The following is a 14,921-nucleotide window of genomic DNA, read 5'->3' as shown; positions in this document are numbered from 1 at the left end:
CGGGGCTTCATGCCCCGGCGCGTACCGGATCCTAGGCGGCGATGGCCGGCGGGACGCTGCATGCAGAGCGGCCGGCCCGAATCGCCGGGGACGAAACGAACAGCCGCAGGCCTTTCCTGGCGCTGCGAACCGACTTCGCTAGAAAGGGTGGGTGAACCCCATGAAAGCCTTAGGGCGCTTCTTCAGAGACATGAACCGCAATAAAGCCCTGCTCCTGATGGTGCTTCCGGCGACCGTCTGGTTTCTTTTATTCTCGTATCTGCCGATGCTCGGCGCCATTATTTCGTTCAAGGAATACCGCATACACGGAGGGTTCCTGTCGAGCTTCATGCACAGCCGCTGGGTCGGCTTCGACAACTTCAAATTCCTCTTCAGCACCGACGACGCGTACGTCATTACCCGCAATACGCTGCTTTACAACATCGTGTTCATCTTCATCGGGCTCGTCCTGGCGGTGGCCATGGCGGTCATTCTCTCCGAAATCGCAAACAAGAAGCTGGCGAAATGGTACCAGACCGGCATGTTCATGCCGTACTTCCTGTCTTGGGTCATCGTCAGTTATTTCGTATATAGCTTCCTCAGCTTCGACCGCGGCGTGATCAACAAAATCGCGCTCGGGCTCGGCATGGATCCGCAGCAGTGGTACTCCGAGCCGAAATACTGGCCGTTCATCATCATCGTCGTGTTCCTGTGGAAGTCGCTCGGCTACAACAGCGTCGTCTACCTGGCGGCCATCATGGGCATCGACAAGTCCCTGTACGAAGCGGCCATGATCGACGGCGCGAACAAGTGGCAGCAGATCCGCAACGTCACTTTGCCGATGCTGGCGCCGCTCATGACGATCCTGACGCTGCTCGCGATCGGGCGCATCTTCTACGCGGACTTCGGCTTGTTCTACCAGGTGCCCCGCGATTCGGGGACGCTCTACAGCGTCACGAACGTTATCGATACGTACGTTTACCGCGGCCTGAAAACGACGGGCGAGATCGGCATGAGCACCGCGGCCGGCCTGTACCAGTCGTTCGTCGGCTTCGTGCTCGTCATCACGTCCAACTACATCGTCCGCCGGTTCAACAAGGATAACGCGTTATTCTAAGACGATTGGTTTGCGTTCACTGTCGGAGACAGGGAATGCAGCATTCGTCCGCTTCGTAAGCAATTAGGCAGAAAGGAGCATCATCATGGCATCCCTTACGAAATCCAAGGACTTCCACCGGCTTACGCCCGCGTGGAACGTCGTGTTCAATCTCCTCGCCGGCCTGTTCTCGCTGGCTTGCGTGTTTCCGTTCCTGCTCGTCATGATCGTCTCGTTCACGGACGAGAAGACGCTGGCGCGCGACGGGTATTCGCTGTTTCCCAAGAAATGGAGCGTCGAGGCCTACAATTACCTGTTCAAGGCGGGCGACCAATTGCTGCGCTCGTACGGCGTCACGATCCTCATTACGGTCATCGGCACGGCGATCAGCCTCGCGATGATCTCGTTCTTCGCGTACGCGATCTCGCGCAAAAGCTTCAAATACCGCAAGTTCTTCTCGTTCATGGCGTTCTTCACGATGCTGTTCAACGGCGGCCTCGTGCCGTCCTACATCGTGACGACGCAGTTTCTCCACCTGGGGGATACGCTTTGGGCGTTGATTCTGCCCATGGCCGTCAACGCGTTCTACATCATGATCATGCGCACGTTCTTCGCGACCATGATCCCGGACGCGATCATCGAGTCCGGCAAGATCGACGGCGCCGGCGAGTTCGGCATTTTCTTCCGGCTGATCATTCCGCTCGCGCTGCCGGGCCTCGCGACGATCGCGCTGTTCAGCGTGCTCGGCTACTGGAACGACTGGTTCAACGCCCAGCTGTACATCGAGAATCCGGATCTCGTGCCGCTGCAGTCGATGCTCATGCGGATCGAGAACAGCATGCAGTTCATCCTGGCCAACTCGAACAACACGTCGCTCGGCGTGGGCGTGCTGCAGTCGATGCCGCAGGACACGTCGCGGATGGCGATGGTCGTGCTCGCGACCGGTCCGATCGTCCTGGCGTACCCGTTTTTCCAACGCTACTTCGTCCAAGGCTTGACCGTCGGCGCCGTGAAGGAATAACGCGTTCGGCGACGAAAGGTATTTAGGTTAAGCTTTCGTGCAGATAAACGTTAACGAAGCTAAACGATTGCGCGAAGCAAACGGTTTGCGGCATAAAGGATCGGCGGGCGGGAGCCTTGCGCGGAATTGCGCAAGGCTCCCCGTTCGCCGCCGGAACCGCGCGCCTGATCGCGGCGGCGCCTCGCCTGGCCGCTGCCGTGCCCGCGATCGAGAACTGACAAAGGGGAAAAACGACCATGGAACAATTCAGACTGCCCAAAATCGACATGCCGCATCTCCCGGTGCCGCAGGCGGTGCGGGACGTGCTGGCGGAAGCGGAGACGCGGCTGGCGCACCGGCCGAAGCTGCTGCGGCTGTTCAAGAACTGCTTCCCGAACACGCTGGAGACGACGACGAAGCTGCAGGAAGACGGCACGACCTTCGTCATCACGGGCGACATCCCGGCCATGTGGCTGCGCGATTCCGTCGAGCAGGTCATCCACTTCGTGCCGCTGGCCAAGGACGACGCGGACCTGCAGCGCGTCATCGCCGGCTTGATCAAGCTGCACATGCGCTACATCGTCATCGACCCGTACGCCAACGCGTTCAACGAAATGGCGAACGACTGGCACTGGAACACCGACGACAAGACGGACATGTCGCCGTGGGTCTGGGAGCGCAAGTTCGAGCTCGACTCCATCTGCTTCTCGATGCGCCTCGCGTTCGCGTATTGGAAGGAAACGGGCCGCGCGGACATTTTCGACGCCGACTTCAAGGTCGCGATGCGCGCCGCGGTCGACCTGTGGAAGCGGGAGCAGCACCACTTCGAGCGCTCGCCGTACCGCTTCGAGCGGGATAACGGCATCATGACGGATTCGCTGCAGAACGACGGCTTCGGCATGCCGGTCAACTACACGGGCATGGTCTGGTCGGGATTCCGGCCGAGCGACGACGCGTGCGACTTCCACTACAACATCCCGGACAACATGTTCGCCGTCGTGACGCTCCGCCAGATGCGCGAGATCGCCGAGTTCGTGTTCCGCGACCTGTCGTTCGAGAAGGAGATGGCCAAGCTCGAGCGGGAAATCGACCACGGCATCCAGCTGTACGGCATCTACCGCCACCCGGAGTTCGGCCCGATCTACGCGTACGAGACCGACGGCTTCGGCAACTACTGCCTGGCGGACGACGCCGGCACGCCGGGCCTGATCTCGATTCCGTACCTCGGCTACGCGGACCTGAACGACCCGGTGTACCAAAACACGCGCCGCTTCGCGCTCAGCTTCGAAAATCCGTTCTACTACGAAGGCAAGGCGGCGAAGGGCATCGGCAGCCCGCACACGCCTCCGGGCTACATCTGGCACATGGCGCTGTCGATGCAGGGCTTGACCGCGTCGACGGACGACGAGAAGCTCGCGATGATCGCGGCGCTCGAAGCGACCGACGCCGACACGGGCTTCATGCACGAAGGGTTCCACGCGGACGATCCGGCCGTATTCACGCGCAAATGGTTCGCCTGGTCCAACAGCTTGTTCTCTCAGCTTGTCTATAAAGCGATGAAAGCAGGGCTGCTCGATGCCTAATTCGACGATTATTTTTCATGACGGCGCCTTTCCGGGCGCCTCTGCCATGGACGGGGCCTCTCTCGAGCGGCTGCGCGCGGCCGGCGAGGTCTGCGGCGCGGACGAGCTCGCGGCCCGTCTCGAAGGCGCGGAAGGCGGCGTGTTCCTCACGCTGCACGCGCCTTATTTTCCTGTCGCGGCCTGGGAGGCGCTGGTCGGCTTCCTGAAGCGCGGCGGCGGCCTGATCAGCGCGGGCGGCGCGCCGTTCCGCGTGCCGGTGCGCAAGGAAGCCGGCGCGTGGCTCGCCGGTCCGGAGCAGACGGCGTATCATCGGCAGCTGCGCATCCACGAGATGCTGCCGGTCGCCGCGGCGCCGGTCAAGGAATACGCCGCGTCGGCGGACATTCCGCTGTTCCTCGGCCGGGAAGCGCTGCTCGGCGCGGCGGACACGTGGAACCTCGTGCCGCACGTGACGAAGGCGAGCGACCTGCCGCAGCAGATGGGCTCGGCCGGTCCGATGGACGCGCACATCCACGCGCTGCTGAAGGGCGTCTCGGCCGAGGGCCGCGAGGTGGCCGCGCCGGCGGTGCTGTGGGAGAACACGAAGGGCGACTTCGCCGGCGGCCGCTGGCTGTTCGTGAACCAGCCGCTCGGCGCGGACTTCTTCGCGCGCGGCGGCGCGGACGCGCTGCTCGACTGGGCGGCGTTTTGCGCCGCGGGCGTGACGGAGCTGTGGCTGAAGCCGGGCTACGCGTCGTACGAGCCGCATGAACGGCCGATGCTGACGCTGCAGGCGCAGAAGCTGGGCCGCTCCGGCGCGGACGCCGGTTCGGGCGCGTCCGCCGCGAAGACGCGATGGACGTTCGATATCAAGGTCCGCCGCCGCGGGGACAGCGCGATCGTGTTCACGTACCGCCACGAGGCGGAGGTCGGCGCGGCGCTCGAGCTGAAGCGCATCCCGCTGCTCGGCGACGTCCGCCCGGGCTTCTATGAGGTGGACTGCGTCGCGGCGTCGGCGGACGGCGAGACGCGCCTGCTGCGCCAAGGCTTCTGGGGCGCGGACGAGGCGTTGCTGCGCGAGGGCGAGCCGCTGAAGCGCGGCCGCGATTATTTCGAGAAGGACGGCCGGCCGATGCCGGTCGTCGGCATGACCTATATGACGAGCGACGTCGCGCGCAAGTTCCTGTTCCTGCCGAACGCGGCGGTCTGGGACCGCGACATGGCGCAGATGCGCAAGGCCGGCATCAACTGGATCCGCACGGGCGTCTGGACGGCGTACCGCAACATCATGCAGGTGGACGGGCACGCGTCCGAGGAAGTGCTGCGCTCGATCGACGCGTTCTTCCTGACCGCGAAGAAGCACGGGCTGCAGGTGACGTTCACGTTCTTCTCCTTCACGCCGGAGACGTGGGAAGGGGTCAATCCGTACCTCGATCCGCGCAGCGTGGAAGCGCAGAAGCGGTTCATCCGCGCCATCGTCAGCCGCCACCGCGAGACGACGAACGTCGATTGGGACTTGATCAACGAGCCGTCGATGTTCGATCCGCCGCGCATCTTCTCCGACGGGCCGCGCTCGAGCCGCGACCGCTTCGAGCGGGAGGCGTATACGGCTTGGCTGGCGGAGCGCCACGGCACGGTCGAGGCGCTGCGCGAGCGCTGGGGCATGACCCCGGGCGAGCTGCCGGACTTCGCCGCGGCTGCGGTTCCGGAGCCGGAAGACATCAACTTCGACGTGCAGGACATGCACCAAGGCAAACGGGGCACGCGCTGGCTGGACTACGCGCTGTTCTCGATGGACATGCACAACCGCTGGGCGAAGCAGCTGGTCGGCGCGATCAAGGAAGGCAACCCGTCGCAGCTCGTGACGGTCGGCCAGGACGAGGCGCTCGGCGCGCAGCGGCCGTCGCCGTTCTTCTACGGGGAAGCGGTGGACTACACGACCGTCCATTCCTGGTGGCTGAACGACAACCTGCTCTGGGACGGCATCTTCGCCAAGACGGCGGACAAGCCGAACGTGGTGCAGGAGACGGGCATCATGTACGTCGAGACGCCGGCCGGCTTCGCGAAGCGGTCGGAGGAAGAGCTGCGCGCGATGCTGGAGCGCAAGTACGCCTACGCCTTCGCGGCGGGCGGCGCCGGCGCCGTGCAGTGGATCTGGAACACGAACTTCTTCATGGACAATGCCAACGAGTCGCATATCGGCGCGCTGCGCGCGGACGGGACGGAGAAGCCGGAGGCGGACGTGTCGTACCGGTTCGGCAGCTTCATGGGCGAGATCCGCGACCTGTTCCGGGAGCGGGCGCTGGAGGACGTCGCCGTCGTGTACCCGTATTCCAACGACTTCTCGAACCGCAAGCTGGCGTTCGACGCGACGACGCGCCTGACGCGCGTGCTGGGGTACGAGCTGAAGGTGCCGTTCCGCGGCGTGTCCGAGTACGATCTGGCCCCGCTGGAGACGAATCCGGCCAAGCTGATCTTCGTGCCGTCGGCGCATAACTTCGCCGACGAGGCGTTCGCGCGGCTGCTCGGCATCGTCGCGTCGACGGGCGCGACGCTGGTATTCACGGGGCCGCTCGGCCTCGACGCGTACTGGCGCGAGACCGATCGGCTGGCGGACGCGTTCGGCGAGCGGAAGCTCGGCAACGTCGTGCGGGAAGAGCGGCTCGCGATCGGCGAGCGGTCCTATCCGGTCTCGTACGGCCGCCGGCGCATCGCCGAGCTGTTCAAGGAGACCGCCTGCGGCCGCGGCGACGGCCCGGCGGGCGCGGACCGCGTGCTGGAAGCGGCCCATGGCAGGGGCCGGATCGTCTGGAGCCCGCTGCCGCTCGAGCTGAACGAGCGCGACGAGCCGATCGCGGCGCTGTACGCGCACGCGCTGGCCGCCTCCGGCGTCAGGCGGGAGCTGGAGTGGGTGAAGGGCGGCGACCTCGCCGGCGTCTACGGCCGGAGCCTCCGTTTCCAAGACGGGGAGCTGTTCGTGTTCGTATCCGAATACGCGCACGACGCGCAGGTCGAAGTGAAATCCGTCGCGACGGGCGCCTCGTATTCGTTCGTGCTGGAGCGCGAGCGCGCGGTGCTGTTCGCCGCCGACCGCGACGGCCGCGTGACGGCGGTGTACCGTCCGGACGAAGTGGACGTGCTGGCCCTGCCGGCGGACTTGGAATCGAAAGGAGACGATCGCCTTGGCGAACGCTGACAATAGAAGAACGGCCCATATCATCTCGCACACGCACTGGGACCGCGAATGGTATTTGCCTTACGAGAAGCACCACGTGCGCCTGATCGCGCTCATGGACACCCTGATGGACACGCTCGAGCGCGACAGCGAATACCGCAGCTTCTACCTCGACGGACAGACGATCATTCTCGAGGACTACCTGCAGGTACGGCCCGACCGCCGCGAGCGGCTGGAGCACTGGATCCGCGAGGGCCGCATTCACATCGGGCCGTGGTACGTGCTGCAGGACGCGTTCCTGACGAGCAGCGAGGCGAACGTGCGGAACCTGCAGATCGGCCACCAGGACGCCGCGCATTACGGCACGATCGCGAAGATCGGGTATTTCCCCGACACGTTCGGCAACATCGGCCAAGCGCCGCAGCTCATGAAGCAGGCCGGCATCGACAACGCGGTGTTCGGCCGGGGCGTCAAGCCGACGGGCTTCAACAACACGGTGTCGGACGCCGCCTACGAATCGTCCTTCTCGGAGCTGATCTGGGAAGGGCCGGACGGCTCGCGCGTGCTCGGCATCCTGTTCGCCAACTGGTACAGCAACGGCAACGAAGTGCCGACGGACGAAGCGGAAGCGAAGGCGTATTGGGACCGCAAGCTGTCCGACGCCGGCAAGTACGCCTCGACGGGCCAGCTGCTGTTCATGAACGGCTGCGACCACCAGCCGATCCAGACGGACCTGCCGGAGGCGATCCGCCTCGCGGGCAAGCTGTATCCGGACACGGACTTCGTGCATTCGAACTTCCCGGATTACCTGGCGTCGCTGAAGGCGTCGCTGGCGGACAAGCAGCTGTCGGTCGTGCGCGGCGAGCTGCGCAGCCAGCGGACGGACGGCTGGTCGACGCTCGTCAACACGGCGTCCGCGCGCGTGTACCTGAAGCAGATGAACCAAGCCGGCCAGACGATCCTCGAGAAGGTCGCCGAGCCGCTCGCGGCGTTCGCGCACGCGGCCGGCAAAGCCCAATACCCGCATCACCTGCTGAAGTACGCGTGGAAGACGCTCATGCAGAACCACCCGCACGACAGCATCTGCGGCTGCAGCGTCGACGAAGTGCACCGCGAGATGGTCACGCGGTTCGATAAGAGCCGCCACGTCGCCGAGACGATCGTCGACGACAGCAAGCACGCGCTCGCCGGCGCCGTCGATACGAGCGCGTTCGCGCGGCACGGCCAGAACGCGCTGCCGCTCGTCGTGTTCAACACGACGGGCTGGGCGAAGAGCGGCCCCGTGACGGTCGAGCTCGAAGTCGCGCGCGTGTATTACCGCGAAGGCATCGCGCCGAGCGAGATGATTCGCATGATGAAGGAATACCGCATCGGCGAGCGGACGCTCGTGGACGCGGAAGGCACCGCGGCGGCCTATACGATGGAGGATCTCGGCCTGCAGTTCGACTACGACCTGCCGGACGACAAATTCCGCCAGCCGTACTGGGCGCGCCGCGTGCGGCTGACGTTCGAGGCGGCCGGCGTGCCGGCGCTCGGCCTGAAGACGTACGCCTGGGTGAACGGCGCGGCCGAAGCGGCGCCGGCGCCGTCCCTCGTGGCCGGCCCGCGCGCGCTCGCGAACGCGAACCTGCGCGTCGAGATCGCGGAGGACGGCACGCTCGCGGTGACGGACCTCGCGACCGGCCGCGCATACCGCGACCTGCTCATCTATGAAGACGCCGGCGACATCGGCAACGAATACATGTTCAAGCAGCCGGACGGCGAGCCGGCGCTGACGACGAAAGGGCTCGCGGCGAGCATCCGCGTCGTCGAGGACACGCCGTACCGCGCGGCGTTCGAGATCGTGCACGAGTGGGCGATCCCGGCTTCGGCGGACGAGCTGTTCGAGCAGGAGAAGCAGGAAGCCGTCTACTATCCGGAGCGCAAGGCCGGACGGTCGAAGGCGCTCGTGCCGTTCACGATCCGCACCGTCGTCAGCCTGGATCGTTCCGGCCAAGGCGTCGGCGTCCGCACGACGTTCGACAACCGGGCGAAGGACCACCGCGTGCGCGCGCTGTTCCCGACCGACCTGACGGCGTCCGTGCACCGGGCCGACGCGATCTTCGAGGTGGCGGTCCGCGACAACGAGCCGGCCGCCGAGTGGGAGAACCCGAGCAACGCGCAGCACCAGCAGGCGTTCGCGGACGTCAGCGACGGCGCGCACGGGCTCACGGTCGCGAACAAAGGCTTGAACGAGTACGAAGTGCTGCGCGACGGGCGCAACACGATCGCCGTCACGCTGCTGCGCGCCGTCGCCGAGCTCGGCGACTGGGGCGTCTTCCCGACGCCGGAAGCGCAATGCCTCGGGGAGCACGCGACCGAGCTGCTGATCCTGCCGCATAGCGGCGACGGCGCGGCGGCGGGCGCGTTCGCGGCCGCGTACCAGTTCCAGACGCCGTGGACGGCCGTGCAGACCGGCGTGCACGACGGCGCGCTCGCGCCGGAGCACGCGTTCCTGGCGTGGGACGGCGAAGGCGTCGCGTTCTCCTCGGCGAAGATCGCCGAGGAAGGCGACCTCATGCTGCGCTGGTTCAACATGCGGCCGGAAGCGGCGGCGCTGCGCGTGCGGCCGAACGTCGGCCCGGTCGGCGCGGCGTACGCGAGCGACGTGCTCGAGCGCGCCGGCGAGCCGCTCGCGGCATCGGACGCGAACGGGGCGTTCGCGGCGGACCTCGGGCCGTGCGAGATTTACACGGCGGGCCTCGCGATCGCGCCGTAAGAGCTGCGCGAGCCGTTAACGGCATGAAGTATAAACGACAAAAAGGGATGGACCGGCCTGCGGCCGGTCCATCCCTTTTTTGCGTCCCGCACGCCGCGCCGCGGGAACCGAACCCGGCCGCGCGAGCCCGCGCCGCGCCGCGCGGACCGGCGCCTTCGCGCCGCCGGCGGGCTTGGCGGGCAACCGTTCCGGCCGCGCGACCGGTACGGGCGACCACACGCGCGGCGGCCCCGCGGAATAAGATTGGGTAAGCCACAATCGACGCGTGACGTCAGCCTACACAGAGGGATGTGATACCGTGGAGCAGCGCTTGAGCCTGCATGCCGCCCGCATGCGGCTGCGTTCCCGCCAATTCCGGCAGTATATCAAGAAGCTCGGGTGCAAACGAAACCAAACCCTGCATTTCACGCTCGTCCACGATACGATGTCGCGCAAGCCCGCGCCCACCTCGCAGAGCAAGGCGCGGGCGATGACGCTGCACAAGCCGATGATGCGGCTGGAGCGCCGGCTGTCGCAGGTCACGCTGTATACCCGCGCGAAGCGCCGCGTGCCGCTGCTGCAAATGAACAAGGAAGGCTACGCGGTGTTCATGACCGTCAATTACCGGGAACGGGACCGCGGCGACTTCCAAGGGGTCCGCGCCCATTTCATCGACGTCGACCTTAACAAGCTCGTCGAGACGTACCGGACGGGCGAGGAAGCGGAGCGCCGCATGCAGGAGCTGCAGGCCGATCCCGCGGAGCAGATCGAATCGGTGACCGTGACGCGCACGTCGCAGGAGCGCTACGTGCTGGTCGCCCTGCGGGGCAAACGGCGCGTGCGCCAGCTGAAACGGCGCTTTCTCGCCAAGCACCGGGAGCGCATCCGCGGCGCGATGATCGTCGAGACGAAGAACGGCTTCCACGTGTACTGGGCCATCCGCGGAGGGAAGCTCGGCCGGTTCGTGGCCATCCAGCGGGCGCTCGCCCGCAAGTTCAACTCCGATCCCAAAATCACGGACCTCGCCCGCGTCATGCGCGTGCCCGGCTTCCATCACCGGAAAAACCCGGCCAGCCCGTACCTCGTCCGCGTGAAGCGCTGGGGACGGAAGCGGCCGTATACGCAGGCCGAGCTGATCCGGAAGCTGTCCCTAACCCTTTAAGCGGCCGCCGGCCGGGCCCCCGCGGCCCGTTATCCGGGGCGGACAGCGGCGACAATTCTACCGCGGAGAGAAGCCCGGCCTCAGGCCCGCGCAGGCCTGGCCACAGGCGGCCCGGCTTCTCGCCGGTACCGTTTCGCGGATTCGCGGTACGATTTCAAGCGCGCGTTCATGTACGTATCGTTCGCGCCGCGGGACGGATGGACGGGACGGAATAGCGGCCGGCGAAATGGCAAATGCTTGAATGCCGGGCCTTCCTTATGCTACACTCAATATATGAATACTTGCTCATATATTAATCATAATGATTACGATTCGGGGTGACGGCGATGGAAGACCTGATCACGGCGGAAGCGAAGGATAAGGAGTGCTGCGACGTCACGATCATTCACGACGACGTGGTCGCGGAAGCGGCCAAAATCCAGCTGGGCCACGACATGGTGCAGCGGATGGCGAATTTCTATCAGGCGCTGAGCGATCCGACGCGGCTGCGCATCGTGCACACGCTGATCCACGCGGAGATGTGCGTCTGCGACCTGGCCGCCGTGCTGGAGATGACGCAGTCCTCGATCTCGCACCAGCTGCGCTATCTGAAGAACCTCGCGCTCATCAAGCGGCGCAAGGTCGGCCGCCAAGTCTATTACAGCATCGACGACGAGCACGTGCTGACGCTGTTCGAGACCGGGCTCGCCCACGCGTCGCATCAAGCCTAAAGGAGAATCCGCAGATGAGCCACAGTCATCACCATGCCCACGGGCACGGCCATAGCCACGGCCACGGCGACGTCTTTCATTCGCATGCGCCGATCGGCAAAATGAAACAGGCGTTCTTCCTCAGCTTCATCATCCTCGCGGTGGAGGTCGTCGGGGGCTTGATCTCGCACAGCCTGGCGCTGCTGTCGGACGCCGGCCACGTCCTGACCGACATCGCGGCGATCGGCCTGTCCTGGTACGCGATGAAGCAGTCGCTCAAGGCGCCGTCCGAGGGCTACACGTTCGGCTACCACCGCTCCGGCATTCTCGCGGCGTTCATCAACGCGGTCTCGCTCATCCTGATCGCGTTCGTCATCCTGTGGGAGGCGATCCAACGGTTTCAGTCCCCGCAGGAAGTCGGCAGCACGTGGATGTTCATCGGCGCGGGCGTCGGGCTCGTCATGAACCTGTACCTCGGGCTCGGCCTCAGCAAGGAGGACAACGTCAACGTCAAGAGCGCGGTGCTTCACATGCTCGGCGACGCGGCGGCTTCGGCGGGGGTCATCGTGGGCGGAATCGTCATTCACTTTACGGGCTGGTACGTCGTCGACCCGATCCTGAGCGTCCTGATCGCGTTCCTGATCGCCTACGGCGCGATCGGCCTCGTCCGCGACACGATCCGCATCCTTATGGAGGCGACGCCCAAGGACGTCGATCTGAAGAAGGTGGCGGAGGCGATTCAAGGCGTGGAGGGCGTCCGCGGCGTGCACGACCTGCACGTGTGGAGCATCACGAGCGGCAAAAACGCGCTCTGCTGCCACGTCACGCTGGACGGCACGGCCACGATCGGCGGCAGCCAGGCGATGCTGCGGGAAATCGAGCACCGGCTGCTGCATCTCGGCATCGGCCACTGCACGGTGCAGATGGAGGACGACGGGCATCCGCACGCCAAGACGATGCTGTGCGACGGCTCGGAGCCGGCGCACGACCATCATCATGCCCGCGTTGCCGAGACCGCTCACGGTCACGCGCATTAAGCGCCGGGGGCGGCAACGGACGGCGTGCACGGCAGGATCCGCGCGAGCTTGAATGCGGATATGCGCGCTATGGAGGCGGGACATCTCGACGCGGTCGAGGTGTCCTTTTTTTGTATGTTAGCGGGAAGGCAGCCTACGTCTAGGCACGCTAGGGTGAGGGGGATAGCGGGAGCGGCGCGTTCATGCTAGGATTGAATCCTTGCCAATCCGAAAGCAAAATGGTGCCACAGGATATGCTCCACCAGATCGCCTTGATCTTCCTGGCACTCCACGATCAGGATGACCTCCGAGTTTTTCCCCCGCAGCAGATGCTGTCTTTTCTTGATGACTTTGTAGTAAAACCAGTCGATCAGAAACCCTAACAGGAACCCGCCCGCGGTCCCGATCAATCCCCAGTAGATGGGGCCCCACGCCAGCCGGAAGCCCACGCTCGCTCCGACCACGGCGAAGGCGGTCCCTAACGCGGCCCCGGTACTGAGCAGGGAAATGCCGTCTTCGTTGTGCGTGCTGTCGAACAATCGTCTTTCCGCTTTGCGATTCGTCAACGGCACCGCGAAAATCCGTTCCTTGTTCACGCCGTTTTTCTCCAACGAGCTGATCGCGAGTTCCAAGCTTGCCGAATGCTCGAAGGTCGAGAAAATTTGCAGCATGTCGATTAATTCACCACGTTTCCTTTCTTGATCTTAAAGCCCGGCGATTGAAACTTTTTTTTGAGAAACGATTGCTGCTCCCATTCGAACAGTTTATTGTTCTCCACGGTGTTGATATACGAATCGTACACGGCAAACCCCCACATGGACGGCATGTAGAGCAGCCATTGTTTATCGAGCGCGGCCGTAGCGGTTTGAATCTCTCCGAGGAAGAGAAAATGGACGGCGACGAGCGTCTTCGACATGTATAAGAAAATAATGGTCCACACCAGCGAAAAAAAGGCGGTCAGCAAGCGGTGGATATGCAGCTGCCCGAGCCCGGGCATAAACAGCGACCACAGCACCGACATGAACGGCGTACGCTTGTCCAAGTAATTGATTTCAAGCGCTCCGATCGTGAACGTATTGACGGGGGCGTCTTCCCGTTCGGCGAGCAACGACACTTTGTTCATATCCATGCAGGTGCGGTAACTGTCCCAGATGCCGAATAGGTAAACCGGAATATACATTAACATCCATCGGGGTTCCAGGGTCTGCTTCGCCAGTTCGATGTCGCCGCAAAAGGATTGAACCATGGCCAGGTTGATTTTGGCGTTGTAATTGACCACGACCTCCCACATGAACAGCACCAGGCCGCGCAAATATTTGCTCAAGATCAGGTGGCCGAAGCCGGGGAAAGCCGCCGACCACCAGGCGATAATGTACGGGTTCCGCAGGTGGATCTGGGTCGTGCCGGCGATGCTGACATGCGCCTTGTAGCGGCGGAATTTATTTTCGAGATTCCGGTAGTTATCCATAACGGTTACGTCCCTCGCGGAGGATATTGGCAAGCTTTAGCGTTCCGCAACCGAGGGGAATTATTCCACATCGGGGTCCGACGGTTCCGTGGGGGTCTTAATATAGGGAACAACAAAAAACGACCGCGAATGCAGCCGTTTCGGTTCGCTATCCTTTTTTGAGTTTATGCGAGAGCACGACCTCGACGATCGCGACGAGCAGGAACAGCGTCGCGAGCTTCCGCTGCCCCGACCCGTGCAGCGCGGCGGCGGCGGCGGCGAAGACGAGCAGCTGCAGCGCGAAGCGGACGAGCGGCCGGACGGGGGCGCGCGCCTTCGGCGCGACGAACGTGCCCCAGAAGACGGCGACCAGCACCGGAGACCCGATGCCCGCCAGGGTCCGCACCCACGTCTCGGCGCCCTTCAGATGGAAGCCCCAGTAACAGAACGCCGCGAGGGCGCACAGCTCCAGCGCGAAAAAGATCAGATCGACCAGCAGCATGCCATGTCCTCCTTGAAAGGTGGAATTCTTGCAAACCGGACGGAGTTCAGCCGCTTCAATCGGCTCCGGCGGGGTAATAAAGCAATGAAAACGAACCGCCGAAGGAGGGCTTCCGCCACATGTCACGGGAACAAATCGAGCTTTGCATCGCGCAATGCCTGGCCTGCATGCAGGCGTGCAACCACTGCTTCGACGCCTGTCTGCGCGAGGAGGAGGCGCCGATGATGGCGGACTGCATCCGCCATAACCGCGAATGCGCCGATCTGTGCGCCTTCGCGGCGCAGGCGCTGGACCGCGGCAGCCCGTACGCGCGGGCGCTCTGCCGGCTGTGCGCCGACGCTTGCGAGGCGTGCGGCGAGACGTGCCTGATGCACGCGAGCGAGCACTGCCGCCTCTGCGCCGAGGCGTGCTTCGCCTGCGCGAAGGCGTGCCGCGGCATGGCCGCTTGACGGCGCGGGCCGGCGGCCGGGCGCGAGGCGCGGCCGCTACCAGTGTATGACGGGACATCCCCTCGGGATGTCCTTTTTTTGCGCGGGGCATGGCCTCCTCTACGATA

12 protein-coding genes are annotated in these 14,921 nt (G+C 64.5%); 9 read left to right on the top strand and 3 right to left on the bottom strand.

What is annotated here, in order from left to right; all coding sequences use genetic code 11:
* Positions 1 to 160: 160 nt before the first annotated feature.
* The 8 genes from BMZ79_RS11285 (at position 161) to BMZ79_RS11250 (ending at position 12,437) form a co-directional block, all read left to right on the top strand.
* On the top strand, positions 161 to 1,096 hold the full coding sequence (locus BMZ79_RS11285) for an ABC transporter permease (RefSeq protein ID WP_090639877.1): 936 nt from the start codon (positions 161 to 163) through the stop codon (positions 1,094 to 1,096).
* An 85-nt stretch (positions 1,097 to 1,181) separates the two neighbouring features.
* The gene (locus tag BMZ79_RS11280; protein WP_090639874.1) at positions 1,182 to 2,096 is read left to right on the top strand and encodes a carbohydrate ABC transporter permease; all 915 of its coding nucleotides are present in this window, start codon (positions 1,182 to 1,184) and stop codon (positions 2,094 to 2,096) included.
* 236 nt (positions 2,097 to 2,332) lie between these two features.
* Positions 2,333 to 3,658: a glycoside hydrolase family 125 protein gene (locus BMZ79_RS11275; RefSeq protein ID WP_090639872.1), complete on the top strand. Its 1,326-nt coding sequence runs from the start codon at positions 2,333 to 2,335 to the stop codon at positions 3,656 to 3,658.
* On the top strand, positions 3,651 to 6,833 hold the full coding sequence (locus BMZ79_RS11270) for an alpha-amylase family protein (RefSeq protein WP_090639869.1): 3,183 nt from the start codon (positions 3,651 to 3,653) through the stop codon (positions 6,831 to 6,833). Before BMZ79_RS11275 ends, BMZ79_RS11270 begins: the two co-directional genes overlap by 8 nt.
* A complete protein-coding gene (locus BMZ79_RS11265) occupies positions 6,820 to 9,570 on the top strand; it encodes an alpha-mannosidase (protein WP_090639866.1) in 2,751 nt (916 codons plus the stop codon). Before BMZ79_RS11270 ends, BMZ79_RS11265 begins: the two co-directional genes overlap by 14 nt.
* Before the next feature lie 298 nt (positions 9,571 to 9,868).
* Positions 9,869 to 10,711, top strand: coding sequence for a DNA-primase RepB domain-containing protein (locus tag BMZ79_RS11260; RefSeq protein WP_090639863.1), 843 nt, complete (start codon positions 9,869 to 9,871; stop codon positions 10,709 to 10,711).
* A 326-nt stretch (positions 10,712 to 11,037) separates the two neighbouring features.
* Positions 11,038 to 11,421: an ArsR/SmtB family transcription factor gene (locus BMZ79_RS11255; RefSeq protein WP_090639861.1), complete on the top strand. Its 384-nt coding sequence runs from the start codon at positions 11,038 to 11,040 to the stop codon at positions 11,419 to 11,421.
* Between the two features lie 14 nt (positions 11,422 to 11,435).
* Positions 11,436 to 12,437, top strand: a complete 1,002-nt coding sequence (locus BMZ79_RS11250; protein WP_143088931.1) for a cation diffusion facilitator family transporter — start codon at positions 11,436 to 11,438, stop codon at positions 12,435 to 12,437.
* A gap of 185 nt (positions 12,438 to 12,622) precedes the next feature.
* On the opposite strand, the gene BMZ79_RS11245 is transcribed toward BMZ79_RS11250, so the two are convergent.
* The 3 genes from BMZ79_RS11245 to BMZ79_RS11235 all read right to left on the bottom strand — a co-directional run bounded on the left by BMZ79_RS11245 (position 12,623) and on the right by BMZ79_RS11235 (position 14,365).
* Positions 12,623 to 13,087, bottom strand: a complete 465-nt coding sequence (locus BMZ79_RS11245) for a hypothetical protein (protein WP_090639858.1) — start codon at positions 13,085 to 13,087, stop codon at positions 12,623 to 12,625.
* Between the two features lie 5 nt (positions 13,088 to 13,092).
* Positions 13,093 to 13,884: a hypothetical protein gene (locus BMZ79_RS11240; RefSeq protein ID WP_090639855.1), complete on the bottom strand. Its 792-nt coding sequence runs from the start codon at positions 13,882 to 13,884 to the stop codon at positions 13,093 to 13,095.
* Between the two features lie 148 nt (positions 13,885 to 14,032).
* Positions 14,033 to 14,365: a YrdB family protein gene (locus BMZ79_RS11235; RefSeq protein WP_090639853.1), complete on the bottom strand. Its 333-nt coding sequence runs from the start codon at positions 14,363 to 14,365 to the stop codon at positions 14,033 to 14,035.
* A 119-nt stretch (positions 14,366 to 14,484) separates the two neighbouring features.
* On the opposite strand from BMZ79_RS11235, the gene BMZ79_RS11230 reads away from it, so the two are divergent.
* Positions 14,485 to 14,814 (top strand): four-helix bundle copper-binding protein, encoded by a 330-nt coding sequence (locus tag BMZ79_RS11230; protein ID WP_090639850.1) that lies wholly within the window; start codon positions 14,485 to 14,487, stop codon positions 14,812 to 14,814.
* Positions 14,815 to 14,921 lie beyond the last annotated feature (107 nt).

The sequence above is a fragment of the Paenibacillus sp. UNC496MF genome (genome assembly GCF_900113915.1).
In the GTDB taxonomy this organism is placed as follows: domain Bacteria; phylum Bacillota; class Bacilli; order Paenibacillales; family Paenibacillaceae; genus Paenibacillus_Z; species Paenibacillus_Z artemisiicola.
The sequence above is the reverse complement of the archived record's forward strand: the minus strand, read 5'-3'. Positions and strand labels throughout refer to the sequence as shown.

Bases quoted from the DNA above. Each gene is read 5' to 3' on its own strand.
- BMZ79_RS11285 (WP_090639877.1), top strand. From the start codon at position 161: ATGAAAGCCTTAGGGCGCTTCTTCAGAGACATGAACCGCAATAAAGCC.
- BMZ79_RS11280 (WP_090639874.1), top strand. From the start codon at position 1,182: ATGGCATCCCTTACGAAATCCAAGGACTTCCACCGGCTTACGCCCGCG.
- BMZ79_RS11275 (WP_090639872.1), top strand. From the start codon at position 2,333: ATGGAACAATTCAGACTGCCCAAAATCGACATGCCGCATCTCCCGGTG.
- BMZ79_RS11270 (WP_090639869.1), top strand. From the start codon at position 3,651: ATGCCTAATTCGACGATTATTTTTCATGACGGCGCCTTTCCGGGCGCC.
- BMZ79_RS11255 (WP_090639861.1), top strand. From the start codon at position 11,038: ATGGAAGACCTGATCACGGCGGAAGCGAAGGATAAGGAGTGCTGCGAC.
- BMZ79_RS11250 (WP_143088931.1), top strand. From the start codon at position 11,436: ATGAGCCACAGTCATCACCATGCCCACGGGCACGGCCATAGCCACGGC.
- BMZ79_RS11245 (WP_090639858.1), bottom strand. From the start codon at position 13,087: ATGCTGCAAATTTTCTCGACCTTCGAGCATTCGGCAAGCTTGGAACTC.
- BMZ79_RS11240 (WP_090639855.1), bottom strand. From the start codon at position 13,884: ATGGATAACTACCGGAATCTCGAAAATAAATTCCGCCGCTACAAGGCG.
- BMZ79_RS11235 (WP_090639853.1), bottom strand. From the start codon at position 14,365: ATGCTGCTGGTCGATCTGATCTTTTTCGCGCTGGAGCTGTGCGCCCTC.
- BMZ79_RS11230 (WP_090639850.1), top strand. From the start codon at position 14,485: ATGTCACGGGAACAAATCGAGCTTTGCATCGCGCAATGCCTGGCCTGC.